The 15,108-nt window shown below is 70.5% G+C and carries 12 protein-coding genes; 1 reads left to right on the forward strand and 11 read right to left on the reverse strand.

Going from position 1 to position 15,108, the window contains the following annotated elements:
* Positions 1–10 precede the first annotated feature (10 nt).
* From mreD to ACIQOE_RS04590, 8 genes are all read right to left on the reverse strand, one after another.
* Positions 11–685: a rod shape-determining protein MreD gene (gene mreD / locus ACIQOE_RS04555; protein WP_351319398.1), complete on the reverse strand. Its 675-nt coding sequence runs from the start codon at positions 683–685 to the stop codon at positions 11–13.
* A 16-nt stretch (positions 686–701) separates the two neighbouring features.
* Complete coding sequence (gene mreC, locus ACIQOE_RS04560) at positions 702–1,709, reverse strand: rod shape-determining protein MreC (RefSeq protein WP_351319396.1); 1,008 nt, start codon at positions 1,707–1,709, stop codon at positions 702–704.
* Positions 1,710–1,885: 176 nt separating this feature from the next.
* Positions 1,886–2,905: a rod shape-determining protein gene (locus ACIQOE_RS04565; RefSeq protein ID WP_046734341.1), complete on the reverse strand. Its 1,020-nt coding sequence runs from the start codon at positions 2,903–2,905 to the stop codon at positions 1,886–1,888.
* Between the two features lie 327 nt (positions 2,906–3,232).
* Positions 3,233–3,646, reverse strand: coding sequence for a nucleoside-diphosphate kinase (ndk, locus tag ACIQOE_RS04570; protein ID WP_351319394.1), 414 nt, complete (start codon positions 3,644–3,646; stop codon positions 3,233–3,235).
* A gap of 77 nt (positions 3,647–3,723) precedes the next feature.
* Positions 3,724–4,080: a DUF4233 domain-containing protein gene (locus ACIQOE_RS04575; protein WP_351319392.1), complete on the reverse strand. Its 357-nt coding sequence runs from the start codon at positions 4,078–4,080 to the stop codon at positions 3,724–3,726.
* A gap of 2 nt (positions 4,081–4,082) precedes the next feature.
* Positions 4,083–5,612: a bifunctional folylpolyglutamate synthase/dihydrofolate synthase gene (locus tag ACIQOE_RS04580; RefSeq protein ID WP_401410108.1), complete on the reverse strand. Its 1,530-nt coding sequence runs from the start codon at positions 5,610–5,612 to the stop codon at positions 4,083–4,085.
* Between the two features lie 106 nt (positions 5,613–5,718).
* Entirely contained in the window at positions 5,719–8,163 is a 2,445-nt protein-coding gene (locus ACIQOE_RS04585; RefSeq protein ID WP_399008135.1) for a SpoIIE family protein phosphatase, read from the reverse strand.
* Between the two features lie 165 nt (positions 8,164–8,328).
* Positions 8,329–10,959, reverse strand: coding sequence for a valine--tRNA ligase (locus ACIQOE_RS04590; protein WP_401409620.1), 2,631 nt, complete (start codon positions 10,957–10,959; stop codon positions 8,329–8,331).
* A gap of 137 nt (positions 10,960–11,096) precedes the next feature.
* Here ACIQOE_RS04590 and ACIQOE_RS04595 point away from each other — a divergent pair, with 137 nt between their 5' ends.
* Positions 11,097–12,032: a hypothetical protein gene (locus tag ACIQOE_RS04595; protein ID WP_401409622.1), complete on the forward strand. Its 936-nt coding sequence runs from the start codon at positions 11,097–11,099 to the stop codon at positions 12,030–12,032.
* A gap of 72 nt (positions 12,033–12,104) precedes the next feature.
* Here the strand turns inward: ACIQOE_RS04595 and clpX are convergent, their stop codons facing one another.
* The 3 genes from clpX to ACIQOE_RS04610 form a co-directional block, all read right to left on the reverse strand.
* Positions 12,105–13,391: an ATP-dependent Clp protease ATP-binding subunit ClpX gene (clpX, locus tag ACIQOE_RS04600; RefSeq protein WP_351319384.1), complete on the reverse strand. Its 1,287-nt coding sequence runs from the start codon at positions 13,389–13,391 to the stop codon at positions 12,105–12,107.
* A gap of 189 nt (positions 13,392–13,580) precedes the next feature.
* Entirely contained in the window at positions 13,581–14,246 is a 666-nt protein-coding gene (locus tag ACIQOE_RS04605) for an ATP-dependent Clp protease proteolytic subunit (protein ID WP_189261441.1), read from the reverse strand.
* A 73-nt stretch (positions 14,247–14,319) separates the two neighbouring features.
* Positions 14,320–14,925: an ATP-dependent Clp protease proteolytic subunit gene (locus tag ACIQOE_RS04610; protein WP_351319880.1), complete on the reverse strand. Its 606-nt coding sequence runs from the start codon at positions 14,923–14,925 to the stop codon at positions 14,320–14,322.
* Positions 14,926–15,108 lie beyond the last annotated feature (183 nt).

Consider the following 15,108-nt stretch of genomic DNA (forward strand, 5'->3'; position numbering starts at 1 on the left):
TCCCCCGCGTTCACAGCCGCTTGACCCCCTTGATGCGGCCGACGCGGACGTTGCGGGTGCGGGCTCTGGCCTTCAGGGAGCCGAGGCCGCCGCGCTGGCCGCCGATGCGCAGTCCGGTGCCGGAGGAGAGCCAGCCGGAGGAGATGTCGCCGCTCTTGCCGGAGTTGGCCTCGGTCAGCGGGTCGCTGTCGGCGCGGCGGGCCAGCCACATGATGCCGGGGACGACGAACGGGGCGAGCAGCAGGTCGTAGAGGGCGGCGGTGATCAGCAGGCTGGTCATGCCGACGTGCCGGGCGGCGGTGTCGCCGACGAGGGCGCCGACGCCCGCGTACAGCAGGGTGGAGCCGACGGCGGCGGCGACCACGACGAGCATCGGCCCGGTCGCGGACTTCAGCCGGCCGTTCTCCGGCTTGATGAGGCCGGCGCAGTAGCCGACGACGCAGAGCACCAGGGCGTAGCGGCCGGCCGCGTGGTCGGCGGGCGGGGCGAGGTCGGCGAGGAGTCCGGCGCCGAAGCCGACGAGGGCGCCGCCCACATGGCCGTAGACCATGGCGAGGCCGAGGACGGTGAGGAGCATCAGGTCGGGGACGGCGCCTGGCAGGTGGAGACGGGCCAGGACGCTCACCTGGATCACCAGGGAGACGACGACGAGGGCGGAGGAGAGCAGGATCCGGTTGACACGCATGAAAAGGATTCAGCTCCTACCGCTGCTGGGCGTTGGTGTCGGTCTCGTCGGTGGCCGAGTCCGTCGCGGACTCCGTGGCCGAGGCGCTGCTCGTGTCGGACGCCGTGTTCGCGCTCGCGGACGGGGTGACCGTGACGGTCACCGTCGGGGTCGGTGTCGGCTTCGGCTTGCTGGGGAGCACCTCGTCGCGCGGGTCCTTCTTCGGCGCCTCGACGACCACGCCGACGATGTCGAGCTTGGTGAAGGAGACGAACGGCGTGACGGAGAGGGTGCGGGTGAGACCGCCGTTGGACGGGTCGACGCCGGTGACGGTGCCGACCGGGACGCCGGGCACGAAGGGCCGGTCGGCCTCGGAGCCGAAGGTGACGAGCCGGTCGCCCTTCTTCACCTCGGCCTTGCCGTTGAGGAGTTCGACGCGCAGCGGGCGGTCGCCCTGGCCGGAGGCGAAGCCGAGTTCGTCGCTGCCCTCCATCCGGGTGCCGACGGTGAAGTCGGGGTCGTTGGCGAGCAGCACGGTGGAGGCGTCGGGGCCGACGGTGGTGACCCGGCCGACCAGGCCGCTGCCGTTGAGGACGGTCATGTCGCGCTTGATGCCGTCGTTGGCACCGACGTCGATGGTGATGGTCCAGGAGAAGCCCTGGGCCGACCCTATGGCGATGACCTGGGCGCCCTTGATGCCGTACTGGCCCTCGCCCGCCATCTTCAGCATCGAGTCGAGCTGGGCGAGGCGGCTGCGGTTGCGGTCGTCGCTGCCGAGCTTCGCCTTGAGCGTCGCGTTCTGCTTCTCCAGCCGGGCCAGCCGGTCGTGCCGTTCGTCGGAGTCGCGGACGGCGGAGACGGCGTTGCCGACCGGGTCCACCACCGACGACATGCCGTTCTCGATCGGGCCGAAGACCGCGGCCGCGGCCTGCCGGGCGCCGTCGACCGGGGAGTTCCTGCCACCTCGGATGTCCACCGTGATCAGCGCGAACGCGATCGCGATCAGCAGCACCAGGAGCAGCCGGCTCTCTTTCGTGTCCCTCACGTGCGGCGGCCGTGCCTTCCTCGAATAGGAACTTGCGGGGAACTGTCTTCAGGAATGGGGAATTGTTCTCGGGAGAACGGGGAGCGGAGGGGCTCGTCCGTGGAGCCTATGCCTCCATATCAACGATCCGCCGCACGAGAGGGGATCATCTCGTACGGCGGAATCGAAGAGTTACGTCATCTGCGCGGCTGGGCGTCCAGGACCTGCTGGAGCGCCTCGAACTCCTCGACGCACTTGCCGGAGCCGAGCGCCACGCTGTCCAGCGGGTCCTCGGCGATGTGGATGGGCATGCCGGTCTCCCGGCGCAGCCGCTCGTCCAGGCCGCGCAGCAGTGCTCCGCCGCCGGTCAGAACGATTCCCCTGTCCATGATGTCGCCGGACAGCTCCGGCGGGCACTTGTCCAGCGTCGTCTTCACGGCGTCCACGATGGCGTTGACGGGTTCCTCGATCGCCTTGCGGACCTCGGCGGCCGAGATGACCACGGTCTTCGGCAGCCCGGACACCAGGTCCCGGCCGCGGATCTCGGTGTGCTCGTCGGAGTCCAGCTCGTACGCCGAACCGATCGTGATCTTGATCTGTTCGGCCGTGCGCTCACCGAGGAGGAGGCTGTACTCCTTCTTGATGTGCTGGATGATCGCGTTGTCCAGCTCGTCGCCCGCGACGCGGATCGACTGGGCGGTGACGATGCCGCCGAGCGAGATGACCGCGACCTCGGTGGTGCCGCCGCCGATGTCCACCACCATGTTGCCCGTGGCCTCGTGGACCGGCAGGCCGGAGCCGATGGCGGCGGCCATGGGCTCCTCGATGATGTGCACCTGGCGGGCACCGGCCTGCGACGACGCCTCGATGACCGCGCGGCGCTCGACTCCGGTGATGCCGGAGGGCACGCACACGACGACCCGCGGGCGCGCCAGGTAGCGCCGCTTGTGGATCTTGAGGATGAAGTAGCGGAGCATCCGCTCGGTGATCTCGAAGTCGGCGATCACGCCGTCCTTCAACGGGCGTACGGCGACGATGTTGCCGGGCGTGCGCCCGATCATCTTCTTCGCCTCTGCACCGACTGCCAGGATTCCACCGGTGTTCGTATTGATCGCGACGACGGACGGCTCGTTGAGTACGATCCCGCGACCCCTGACGTACACCAGCGTGTTGGCGGTCCCGAGGTCGACAGCCATGTCACGGCCGATGAACGACATTGAGTTCCCCATCAGGATTCGTCTGGCCTTCCCGGGAGCTTTTGAGGGCATTTCAGGTCGGCGAAGTGGGTGCTGTGACGTGAAGGCTTCCATGGTAGACGCGCCTGCACGAACACTGCGCGAGGGTCTTCGCCATTGTCAGCACGTACGGGGCCGTCTCGCTTGTGGAGACGGTCCGACGGGGGCACTCGTTCCCCCGATCGGCACGCATATGCCGAGGGACGGCCGAAATCATCCGGCCGTCCCAGGTCACGTGGACCGCCGGACTGACACCCCGTCAAAAACGTCCACGAAAAATCCTCGCGGGGCGCGTCGGCCCCGGACGGGCTACGCGCGACCCGGGAAGAAGATCTTGATCTCGCGCTCCGCGGACTCCTCGGAGTCGGAGGCGTGGATCAGGTTCTCGCGGACGATCACACCGAAGTCGCCGCGGATGGAGCCGGGCGCGGCGGCGATCGGGTCGGTGGGGCCGGCCAGCGCGCGGACGCCCTCGATGACCCGCTCGCCCTCGGCGATCAGGGCGACGACCGGACCGGAGGCCATGAACTCGACCAGCGGCTCGTAGAACGGCTTGCCGACGTGCTCGGCGTAGTGCTGCTCCAGCGTCGCCCGCTCCAGGGAGCGCAGCTCCAGCGCGGTGATCCGCCAGTCGGCCTTGCGCTCGATACGGCCGATGATCTCGCCGGTCAGGCCGCGACGGACGGCGTCGGGCTTGAGCAGGACGAGGGTGCGCTGAGTCACGTGAGGGCTCCTTCGCGGTACTTACGTGTGCGGTGAGGAGAGGCTACAGGGCTGGTCCGGACGCCCGTCACGCAGTGTCAGCTCCCCGGGGCCGGGGGTCCGTCCGGCTGCGCGGCGAAGCGCGCCTTCGCCTCGTCGATCTTCCTGCCGTAGTGCACCGACGCCCACCACAGGGCCGCGAAGACCAGGCCCAGGAAGTACATCGTCGGCACGAAGACGCCGGAGGCGACCAGCGCGATCTGCAGGGCCCAGCCGAGGGCGACGCCGCCGGGCCGGGTGATCACCCCGCACAGCGCCACGCACAGGACCATCGCGATGCCGCTGACCAGCCACACCGTGGAGGTGGACAGGTCGGGGTCCTTCATGGCGACCAGCGCGGCGAAGCCGATGACGAAGAACTCGCCGATCAGGGTGGAGGAGCAGAGCGTCCGCACGGTCAGGACCTCCCCAGCAGCAGCCGGGCCTCGCCGACCGTGATGACCGAGCCGGTGACCAGCACTCCGGCGCCCGCGAACTCGCCCTCCTCCTCGGCCAGCGTGATCGCGGCCTCCAGGGCGTCCGGCAGCCGCGGCTCGACCTGCACGCGCTCCTCGCCGAACACCTCGACGGCGATCGTGGCCAGTTCGTCCGCGTCCATCGCGCGGTGGCTGGAGTTCTGGGTGACGACGACCTCGGCGAAGACCGGCTCGAAGGCCTCCAGCAGGCCCCGGACGTTCTTGTCGCCGCTGGCGCCCACCACGCCGATCAGCCGGCTGAAGTCGAAGGCCTCGCCGACCGCCTCGGCGGTGGCGCGGGCGCCGGCCGGGTTGTGCGCGGCGTCCAGGACGACGGTGGGAGAGCGCCGTACGACCTCCAGCCGGCCCGGCGAGGTGACCGCGGCGAACGCCTTGCGGACCGTGTCGACGGCGAGCGGCTCGGGCCGCTGGGCCCCGACGCCGAAGAACGCCTCGACGGCGGCCAGCGCGACGGCCGCGTTGTGGGCCTGGTAGGGGCCGTGCAGCGGGAGGTACACCTGTTCGTACTCGCCGCCGAGGCCGCGCAGGGTGAGCAGCTGGCCGCCGACGGCGACCTGGCGGGCGACCACGCCGAACTCCAGGCCCTCGCGGGCCACCGTGGCGTCCACCTCGACGGCCTTCTTCAGCAGCACCTGGGCGGCGTCGACGGGCTGCTGGGCGAGGATCACGGTGGCGTCCTGCTTGATGATCCCGGACTTCTCGCCGGCGATCTCGGCGGTGGTGGTGCCGAGCCGGTCGGTGTGGTCGAGGTCGATCGGGGTGACGACGGCGACGTCGCCGTCGATCACGTTGGTGGCGTCCCAGGTGCCGCCCATGCCGACCTCGACGACGGCCACGTCCACGGGGGCGTCCGCGAAGGCCGCGTACGCCATGCCGGTGAGCACCTCGAAGAAGGACAGCCGGTACTCCTGCCCGGAGTCGACCATCTCCACGTACGGCTTGATGTCCTGGTAGGTCTCGATGAACTTCTCGGCGCCGATCGGTGCGCCGTCGAGGCTGATGCGCTCGGTGACCGACTGCACGTGGGGGCTGGTGTAGCGGCCGGTGCGCAGGTCGAAGGCGCCGAGCAGGGCCTCGATCATGCGGGCGGTGGAGGTCTTGCCGTTGGTGCCGGTGATGTGGATCGAGGGGTACGACCGCTGCGGGTCGCCCAGGACGTCCATGAGGGCGGCGATCCGGGTGACCGACGGCTCCAGCTTGGTCTCGCCCCAGCGGGTCGCGAGGTCCGCCTCGACCTCCCGCAGGGCCCGGTCGACCTCGGGGTCCGCGGGGCGGGCCGGGACGTCGTCCTGCGGCGTGGAGCCCTGGGTACGCAGGGTCCGGCTGCCGGCCTCGATCACCGCGAGATCGGGGTCGCGGTCCGTCTCGGCCGCGACGATGCCGTCGAAGTCGTCCTCGACGCGGTCGTCGAAGCTGTCGTCGGAGCTGTCATGGGGGTCGCGCGGGGGCAGGTCACTCACGCCACCAGTCTACGGAGCCCGGCGGCCGCCCGGCGGCCCAGGAGGGGCCGGAGCACGCACCGGGCCCGAGAGACCCGGGTGGCGGGTCGTGTCCGGCCTAGGTGTCGGCGGGCGGCAGGGACTGCTCGCACCAGATGGTCTTGCCCGCGGAGGTCTGGCGGGTGCCCCAGCGCTGGGTGAGCTGGGCGACCAGCAGCAGGCCGCGGCCGCCCTCGTCGAAGACCCGGGCCCGGCGCAGGTGCGGGGCGGTGCTGCTGCCGTCGGAGACCTCGCAGATCAGCATCGCGGTGTCCCGGATGAGCCGCAGTCGGATCGGGGAGCCGCCGTAGCGGATGGCGTTGGTGACCAGCTCGCTGACCACCAGCTCGGTGGTGAACGACAGGTCCTCCAGCCGCCAGGCGCCGAGCTGGTCGGTGGTCAGGGTCCGGGCACGGGCGACGTGCTCGGGGTCGGCCGGGACCTCCCAGGTGGCCACCCGGTCGCCGGGCAGGGCGTGGGTGCGGGCCAGCAGCAGCGCGACGTCGTCGGCGGGCTCGCCCTCGCGGAGCATGGCCACCACGTGGTCGCAGGTGGCCTCCAGCGACTCCCCGGGGGCCGTCAGGGCGTCCCGGAGCCGGTCCAGGCCCTGGCTGAGGTCGAGGTCGCGGGAGTGCACCAGGCCGTTGCTGAACAGCGCGAGGGTGGAGCCCCTGGCGAGGTCCAGCTCGGTCGTCTCGAACGGCAGGCCGCCGAGCCCGAGCGGCGGTCCGGGCTGGCCGGGAGCCTTCTCCACGGCACCCTGCGGAGTGATCACGAAGGGCAGCGGATGACCGGCGCTGGCGAGGGCGCAGCGCCGCGACACCGGGTCGTAGACGGCGTACAGGCAGGTCGAGCCGACCTCTCCGGCCGGTTCGGGTGCGCCGTCGTCCAGGTGGAGGACGAGGTCGTCCAGGTGGGTGAGGAGTTCCTCGGGCGGCAGGTCGACGTCGGCGAGGGTGCGGACCGCGGTGCGCAGCCGCCCCATGGTGGCCGAGGCCTGGATGCCGTGGCCGACGACGTCGCCGACGACCAGGGCCACCCGGGTGCCCGACAGCGGGATCACGTCGAGCCAGTCGCCGCCGACGCCGGCCCGGGTGCCGGTCGGCAGGTACCGGTAGGCCACCTCGACGCTCGGACGCTCGGGCAGGTCGTGCGGGAGCAGACTGCGCTGGAGCGCCATCGCGGTCTCGCGCTCCCGGGTGTAGCGCCGCGCGTTCTCGATGGCGGCCGCGGTCTTCGCGGCCAGCTCCTCCGCGTCGGACAGGTCGTCCTCCTCGAACGGCGGGGAGTCCCGCATCCGCCAGAAGGCGATCACTCCCATCGGCACGCCCTGTGCCGCCAGCGGCGCGGTGATCAGCGAGCCCATGCCGTAGCCGAGGAGCTGTTCCGCGCTGCGGTCGTCGGTGGCCCAGCCTTCCGGGGCGACGCGCAGGTCGGAGTGGAGGGCGGCGCCCGCGCCGGGGGCGGCCCGGCTGGGCGCGGCGGGGGCGCCGACGGGGTCCAGGGGCGCGTGCTCGCCGACACCGCCCCTGGCGACCCGGCGCAGCACGGCGGTGCCGTCGGCGTTCTCCGGCTCGCCGCCGGTCAGGACCGCCGCCGCCAGGTCGACGGTGACGTGGTCGGCGAAGCGGGGGACGGCGACCCGGACGAGTTCGTCGGCGGTCCGCCGCACGTCGAGGGTGTTGCCGAGGGCCGTCCCGGCGTCGTAGAGCAGTCTGAGCCGGCGGTGGCTCTTCTCCAGGGAGGCCGCCATGGTGTTGAACGCCGTCTCCAGCTGCCCGATCTCCCGCCGGCCCGAGGGCGGCACCCGCGCGCTCAGGTCGCCCGCGGCGAGCCGGGTCGCGGTGCCGGCCATCCGGCGCACCGGCCAGACGATCACGCGGGTGACGTAGGCGCCGTAGCCGACGATCAGTACCACCGCGCCGGCGACCCCGATGGACGCCCCGAGGGCGAGCCGGTCCATCCGGTGCTCCAGGACGTGCTCCTGCCGGTCGATGACGACGCGCTCGCCGCCGAGGTAGTTCCTGAGCGAGCTGCGCAGCTCCTCGACGCGCTGCCGGCCGTCGCGGGTGCGTGCCGTGCTGCTCGCGTCCGGGTCGCCGCGCCGGACCGCGTCGACCAGCGGGACCGAGTAGTCGTCGATGAAGGACTGCCCGGACTGCTGGATCCGCAGGGCGAGCCGGCGCTGGGAGTCGGAGGCGCTGATGTCCACGAGCCGCTGCGCCTGCGCGGGGAACGCGGCGCGCGCGGCCCGCCAGGGTTTGAGGAACTCGTCCTGCCGGGTGATGACGTAGCCCAGCTGCCCGCCCTCCATGTCCAGGACGACCTTCTGGACCGCGCCCGCCTGGTCCAGCGCGGGCCGGCCCGCGCGGGCGGTCTGCAGGGAGCCGCGTGCGTCCTGGATGGCCCACAGCAGCATCAGGAAGACGACGCCGATGAGGACCGCGAGCACGGCGCCGGTGACAGCCGTCAGGGGGACCAGCCCTCCTTGCGGAGGTGTCCTCCTTCGGCCCCTGCGCAGCATGCGGGCGTTCCCTCCGCCACCTTGCGTCGAAACGGAACATCCAGGCTATGTCCCTACTTTTGGATTGTAGGGCGGTGGCCGGTCCGCGCTTGGCGACGGGAAGAACGCGCAGGCGTCCGGCGGCCCGGGAACGGGCTGCCGGACGCCTGTGCGGGGCGTGCGGGGTCAGGCCTGCGGGAGGCGGTCCAGCTGGGTCTGGATCCGGGCGATGTCCTCGTCCGCCTTGGCCAGCCGGCCGCGGATCTTGTCCACCACGTTGTCCGGGGCCTTCGCCAGGAACGCCTCGTTGCCCAGCTTGGCCGTCGCCTGGGCCTTCTCCTTCTCGGCGGCCGCGAGGTCCTTGGCCAGCCGCTTGCGCTCGGCCGCCACGTCGATGGTGCCGGAGAGGTCGAGGGCGACCGTGGCACCGGCGACCGGGAGGGTGGCGGTGGCGGCGAAGGCGTCGCCCTCCGGCTGGAGGCGCAGCAGCTGGCGGATGGCCGCCTCGTGCGGGGCCAGTGCCGTGCCGTCGAGGGTGAGGCGGGCCGGGACCCGCTGGCCGGGCTGCAGGCCCTGGTCGGCGCGGAACCGGCGGACCTCGGTGATGACGGACTGGAGGGACTCGATCTCCCGCTCCGCCGCCTCGTCGCGGAAGCCGCTGTCGGAGGGCCACTGCGCGACGACGACCGACTCGCCGCCCGTCAGCGTCGTCCACAGGGTGTCCGTGACGAAGGGGACCACCGGGTGGAGCAGCTTCAGGGTGACGTCGAGGACCTCGCCGAGGACCCGCTGGGAGACCTCGGCGGCCCGGCCGCCGGCCTGGAACGTCGTCTTCGACAGCTCGACGTACCAGTCGAAGACCTCGTCCCACGCGAAGTGGTAGAGCGAGTCGGACAGCTTCGCGAACTGGAAGTCGTCGTAGAACGCGTCGACTTCGGCGACCGTCTTGTTGAGGCGGGACAGGATCCAGCGGTCCGTCGCCGACATCTCGGACGCGTCCGGCAGCGGGCCCTGGACCGTGGCGCCGTTCATCAGGGCGAACCGGGTGGCGTTCCAGATCTTGTTGGCGAAGTTGCGGGAGGCCTGGACCCAGTCCTCGCCGATCGGCACGTCGGTGCCGGGGTTGGCGCCGCGGGCCAGGGTGAAGCGGACGGCGTCGGAGCCGTACTTGTCCATCCAGTCCAGCGGGTCGACGACGTTGCCGAAGGACTTCGACATCTTCTTGCCGCGCTCGTCGCGGACCAGGCCGGTCAGCGCGATGGTGCGGAAGGGGACCTCGCCGTCCATCGCGTACAGGCCGAACATCATCATCCGGGCGACCCAGAAGAAGATGATGTCGTGGCCGGTCAGCAGGACGTCGGTCGGGTAGAACTTCCGCAGGTCCGCGGTCTGTTCGGGCCAGCCGAGGGTGGAGAAGGGCCACAGGCCGGAGGAGAACCAGGTGTCCAGGACGTCGGTGTCCTGCTTCCAGCCCTCCGCCTCGGTGCCGGGCGGCTGCTCGTCGGGGCCGACGCAGACGACCTCGCCGTCGGGGCCGTACCAGACCGGGATGCGGTGGCCCCACCACAGCTGGCGCGAGATGCACCAGTCGTGCATGTTGTCGACCCAGTCGAAGTACCGCTTCGACATGTCCTCGGGGTGGATCTTCACCCGGCCGTCGCGGACCGCGTCACCGGCGGCCTTCGCGAGCGGGCCGACCTTGACCCACCACTGCATGGACAGGCGCGGCTCGACGGTCGTGCCGCAGCGCGAGCAGTGGCCGACCGAGTGGACGTAGGGCCGCTTCTCGGCGACGATCCGGCCCTGCGAGCGCAGCGCCGCGACGATCGCGGAGCGCGCCTCGAAGCGGTCCAGGCCCTCGAAGGGGCCGTGGACGGTGATGACGGCGCGCTCGTCCATCACGGTGATGGACTCCAGGCCGTGGCGCTGGCCGATCGCGAAGTCGTTCGGGTCGTGGGCCGGGGTGACCTTGACGGCACCCGTGCCGAACTCGGGGTCGACGTGCGTGTCGGCGACGACGGGGATCGTACGGTCCGTCAGCGGCAGCTTGATGCGCCGGCCGACCAGGTGCTTGTACCGCTCGTCGTCGGGGTGGACGGCGACGGCGGTGTCGCCGAGCATCGTCTCGGCGCGGGTGGTGGCGACGACCAGCGTCTCCTCGCCCTCGCCGTACGTGATGGAGACCAGCTCGCCGTCGTCCTCCTGGTACTCCACCTCGATGTCCGAGATGGCCGTCAGGCAGCGCGGGCACCAGTTGATGATGCGCTCGGCGCGGTAGATCAGCTCGTCCTCGTAGAGCCTCTTGAAGATGGTCTGGACGGCCTTGGACAGGCCCTCGTCCATCGTGAAGCGCTCACGGTCCCAGTCGACGCCGTCGCCGAGCCGGCGCATCTGGCCGAGGATCCTGCCGCCGTACTCTTCCTTCCACTGCCAGACCCGCTCGACGAACTCCTCGCGGCCGAGGTCCTGGCGGGACTTGCCCTCCTCGGCGAGCTGCTGCTCGACCTTGTTCTGGGTGGCGATGCCGGCGTGGTCCATGCCGGGCAGCCACAGCGACTCGAAGCCCTGCATGCGCTTGCGGCGGGTCAGCGCGTCCATCAGCGTGTGCTGGAAGGCGTGGCCCAGGTGCAGGGAGCCGGTGACGTTGGGCGGCGGGATGACGATGGTGTACGCGGGCTTGTCGCTCTTGGCGTCGGCCGCGAAGTAACCGCGCTCTACCCAGCGCTCGTACAGCGGCCCCTCTACGTCGGCCGGCGCGTACTGGGTCGGCAGTTCGGTGCTGGGCGCTGTGGGCTGCTGCTGAGCGTTCTCGGTCACGGGGCTCAGTTTAGGGGTGTCTCGGCGCTGTCCCGAAACGCCTTTGTTCTGTAACGGTGCGCACCCCCGTGCCGTCGGGCTCCGGCGGCTGGGACAGGATGTCAGGAACACATAAGCATCTGGAGGGGAACCCAGAGATGAGTCACAACCAGCCGGGCCCGTACGGGGAGCCGCCGCAGCAGCCTGGACCCTACGGACAGCAGCCGGGTCCGTACGGCCAGCCGCCGCAGGCGCCCCAGCCCGGCTACGGCTACCCCCAGCAGCCGCAGCAGCAGCCCCAGCAGCCGGGTTACGGCTTCCCGCCCCAGGGCGGCCCCGTCCCGCCGCAGCAGAACCCGTACGGCCAGCCGCAGCAGCCCTACGGCCAGCCTCCGTACGGCCAGCAGACCTACGTCCCGCAGCCGCCGGCGCCCGGCGGCGGCAGGAAGAAGACGGGCCTGGTCATCGGCGCGGTCGCGGTCGTGGCGGCGATCGCGGTGGGCGCGTACTTCGTCCTCGGCAACGGCGGCGGCGCCAGCTCGGTCGCCGACGACGGGCCGCACAAGCTGACGGCACCGGCCGCGGTCGTCGACGGCGCCTACAAGAAGCAGGGCACCTCCCAGTCGGGCCAGCTGACCTCCTCCGACGTCAAGAACGCCGAGGCGTGGGGCATCCACGACCCCAAGGACGTGAGCGCGAGCTACGTGCAGGGCTCGGGCCTGACGGCCAAGTCCCTGTCGTTCAGCGGGGTGTACGGCACCATCGACGATCCCGAGAAGACCGTCGACGCGATGTTCGCCGAGACCAAGGCGGAGAGCGCCAAGAGCGACTCGCAGGGCAAGCTCGTCGGCGAGCCGAAGAAGTTCGAGCCCGCCGGCTTCGACGGCATCATGAAGTGCCAGGAGATCGAGTCCAAGGACAGCTCCACCGGCAAGTCCACGACGATGCCGTTCTGCGTGTGGGGCGACCACAGCACGGTGGCCTACGTGTTCGCCTACGACCTGGCCGCCATCGCGACCGGGAAGAGCGGCTCGATGGAGGACACCGCCGCCCTCACCGCCAAGCTCCGCAACGACGTCCGCGTCAAGGCCTGACGGTCCCCCGAGACACCGAAGAGGGGCGCCCGCGAGACTCGCGGGCGCCCCTCTTCGCTACGACCGGTACGGCTACGCCGACTTCTGCTCCCCCGCGCCCCGGCCGCGCGCGTCGCGCGGGATCAGGGTCGGGTTGACGTTGGAGTGGACGACGTCGGCCGTGATGACGACGCGGGCCACGTCCTTGCGGGACGGCACCTCGTACATCACCGACATGAGGACTTCCTCCATGATGGCGCGCAGGCCGCGGGCGCCGGTCTGGCGGAGGATGGCCTGGTCGGCGATGGCCTCCAGCGCCTCGCGCTCGAAGTCCAGCTCCACGCCGTCCAGTTCGAACAGCCGCTGGTACTGCTTGACCAGCGCGTTGCGCGGCTCGATCAGGATCTGCAGCAGGGCCTCGCGGTCCAGGTTGTGGACCGAGGTGATGACGGGCAGCCGGCCGATGAACTCGGGGATCATGCCGAACTTCACCAGGTCCTCGGGCATGACGTCCTCGAACTGGTCCTTGGACTGCAGCTCGCGCTTGGAGCGGATGGTCGCGCCGAAGCCGATGCCCTTGGCGCCCGCCCGGGACTCGATGATCTTCTCCAGGCCCGCGAACGCGCCGCCCACGATGAACAGGACGTTCGTCGTGTCGATCTGGATGAACTCCTGGTGCGGGTGCTTGCGGCCGCCCTGCGGCGGCACCGACGCGGTGGTGCCCTCCAGGATCTTCAGCAGGGCCTGCTGCACGCCCTCGCCGCTGACGTCCCGGGTGATCGACGGGTTTTCACTCTTCCGCGCGACCTTGTCGATCTCGTCGATGTAGATGATCCCGGTCTCGGCCTTCTTGACGTCGTAGTCGGCCGCCTGGATCAGCTTGAGGAGGATGTTCTCGACGTCCTCGCCCACGTAGCCCGCCTCCGTGAGCGCGGTCGCGTCGGCGATCGCGAACGGGACGTTCAGCATCCGGGCCAGGGTCTGCGCCAGGAGCGTCTTGCCGGAGCCCGTGGGGCCCAGCAGCAGGATGTTGGACTTCGCCAACTCGATGGCGTCCTCGCGGCTCTGGCCGCCGCCGTTCTCGCCGGCCTGGACCCGCTTGTAGTGGTTGTACACCGCGACCGAGAGGGCCTTCTTGGCGGCCTCCTGGCCGACCACGTAGCCCTCCAGGAACTCGTAGATCTCGCGGGGCTTGGGGAGTTCCTCCCACCGCACCTCGCTCGTCTCGGCGAGTTCCTCCTCGATGATCTCGTTGCAGAGGTCGATGCACTCGTCGCAGATGTACACACCGGGCCCTGCGATGAGCTTCTTGACCTGCTTCTGGCTCTTGCCGCAGAACGAGCACTTGAGCAGATCGCCGCCGTCACCGATGCGTGCCACGGTGTGCTTCCCCTTCGCCTGGGAGACGCCTGGACTCTTCCGAATCCAGCGGCTCCTGGTGCTGCCTTATGTCGACGGTACCTTGCCGGGACCCCCGTACGGGCCCCCCTTGGCACGGTTCACTTTGACGTGCACCTTGCCGAGCCCGCGGTGGAACCGGGCCAAGGGCGGCAGAGACTACAGTCTCTGTCAGCGGACGTCAGCGTTGTTCATCTTCCGGGTGGAGATGATCTGGTCCACGATGCCGTAGTCGAGCGCTTCCTCGGCCGTGAGGATCTTGTCGCGCTCGATGTCCTCGCGGACCTGCTCGATCGGCCGGTTGGAGTGCTTGGCCAGCATGGTCTCCAGCTGGTCACGCATGCGCGTGAACTCCTTGGCGATGATCTCCAGGTCGGAGAGCTGGCCGCGGCCCGTGGAGCCGGCCGGCTGGTGGATCAGGACCCGGGAGTTCGGCAGCGCCATGCGCTTGCCGGGGGTGCCGGCGGCCAGCAGGATGGCCGCGGCGGAGGCCGCCTGGCCCATGCAGACCGTCTGGATGTCGGGCTTCACGAACTGCATCGTGTCGTAGATCGCCGTGAGGGCGGTCATGTCGCCGCCCGGGCTGTTGATGTAGATCGAGATGTCCCGGTCGGGGTCCATCGACTCCAGGCACAGCAGCTGCGCCATGACGTCGTTGGCGGAGGCGTCGTCGATCTGGACGCCGAGGAAGATCACGCGCTCCTCGAAGAGCTTCGCGTACGGGTCGTACTCGCGGATGCCCTGGGAGGTGCGCTCGACGAAGCGCGGGATGACGTAGCGGGCGTCGGGCCGGGGCCCGTCGTAGCGGGCGTCAGCGGCGCCGGGAATGTTGCTCATGAGGGTGTTCACCGTCCTGGTGGCGTTCGGGGGGCTGGAGTCTCGGCGGAGCGTGGCGTGGCCGGGCCTGGTGTCAGGCGCCGGTGCCGCCGCCTCCCGGAACACCGGAGGCATGCGTGATGATCTCGTCGATGAGACCGTACTCCTTGGCCTCCTCCGGGGTGAACCAGCGGTCGCGGTCGCCGTCGCGGACGATCGCCTCGACGGTCTGGCCGGAGTGCTGAGCGGTCAGCTCGGACATGCGCTTCTTGGTGCGCAGCAGGTACTCGGCCTGGATCTTGATGTCCGAGACGGTGCCGCCGAGGCCCGCGGAGCCCTGGTGCATCATGATGTCGGCGTGCGGCAGCGCGAAGCGCTTGCCGGCGGCGCCGCCGGTGAGCAGGAACTGGCCCATCGAGGCGGCCATGCCCATCGCGATGGTCACCACGTCGTTCGGGATGTACTGCATGGTGTCGTAGATCGCCATGCCGGCCGTCACCGAACCACCGGGGCTGTTGATGTAGAGGTAGATGTCCTTGCCGGGATCGGCCGCGAGCAGCAGCAGCTGCGCGGTGATCTTGTTCGCGATGTCGTCGTCGACCTGCTGGCCGAGGAAGATGATCCGCTCGCCGAGCAGCCGGTTGTAGACCTGGTCGCCGAGACCACCACCGATGGAAGTCTCGCCGGCGGCGGAGGGCATCAGATTCGTCACGTATCCACCTGCTCGTCTTACGACGGCGCCGTGCCGTCTCACGTTTCCGTAGCCGGGGGCTTGGCTGCCCTCGTACTCATGGACCCTAACGCGATGGTCCCTTCGGGGAATCCCGGTAAGAGGGCTGTTCGCCGGGGGCGTAGTCGCCTTCGGCGGTGGCCGACGGCTACT

Source organism: Streptomyces sp. NPDC091282 (assembly GCF_044757385.1).
GTDB classification, from domain to species: domain Bacteria; phylum Actinomycetota; class Actinomycetes; order Streptomycetales; family Streptomycetaceae; genus Streptomyces; species Streptomyces gramineus.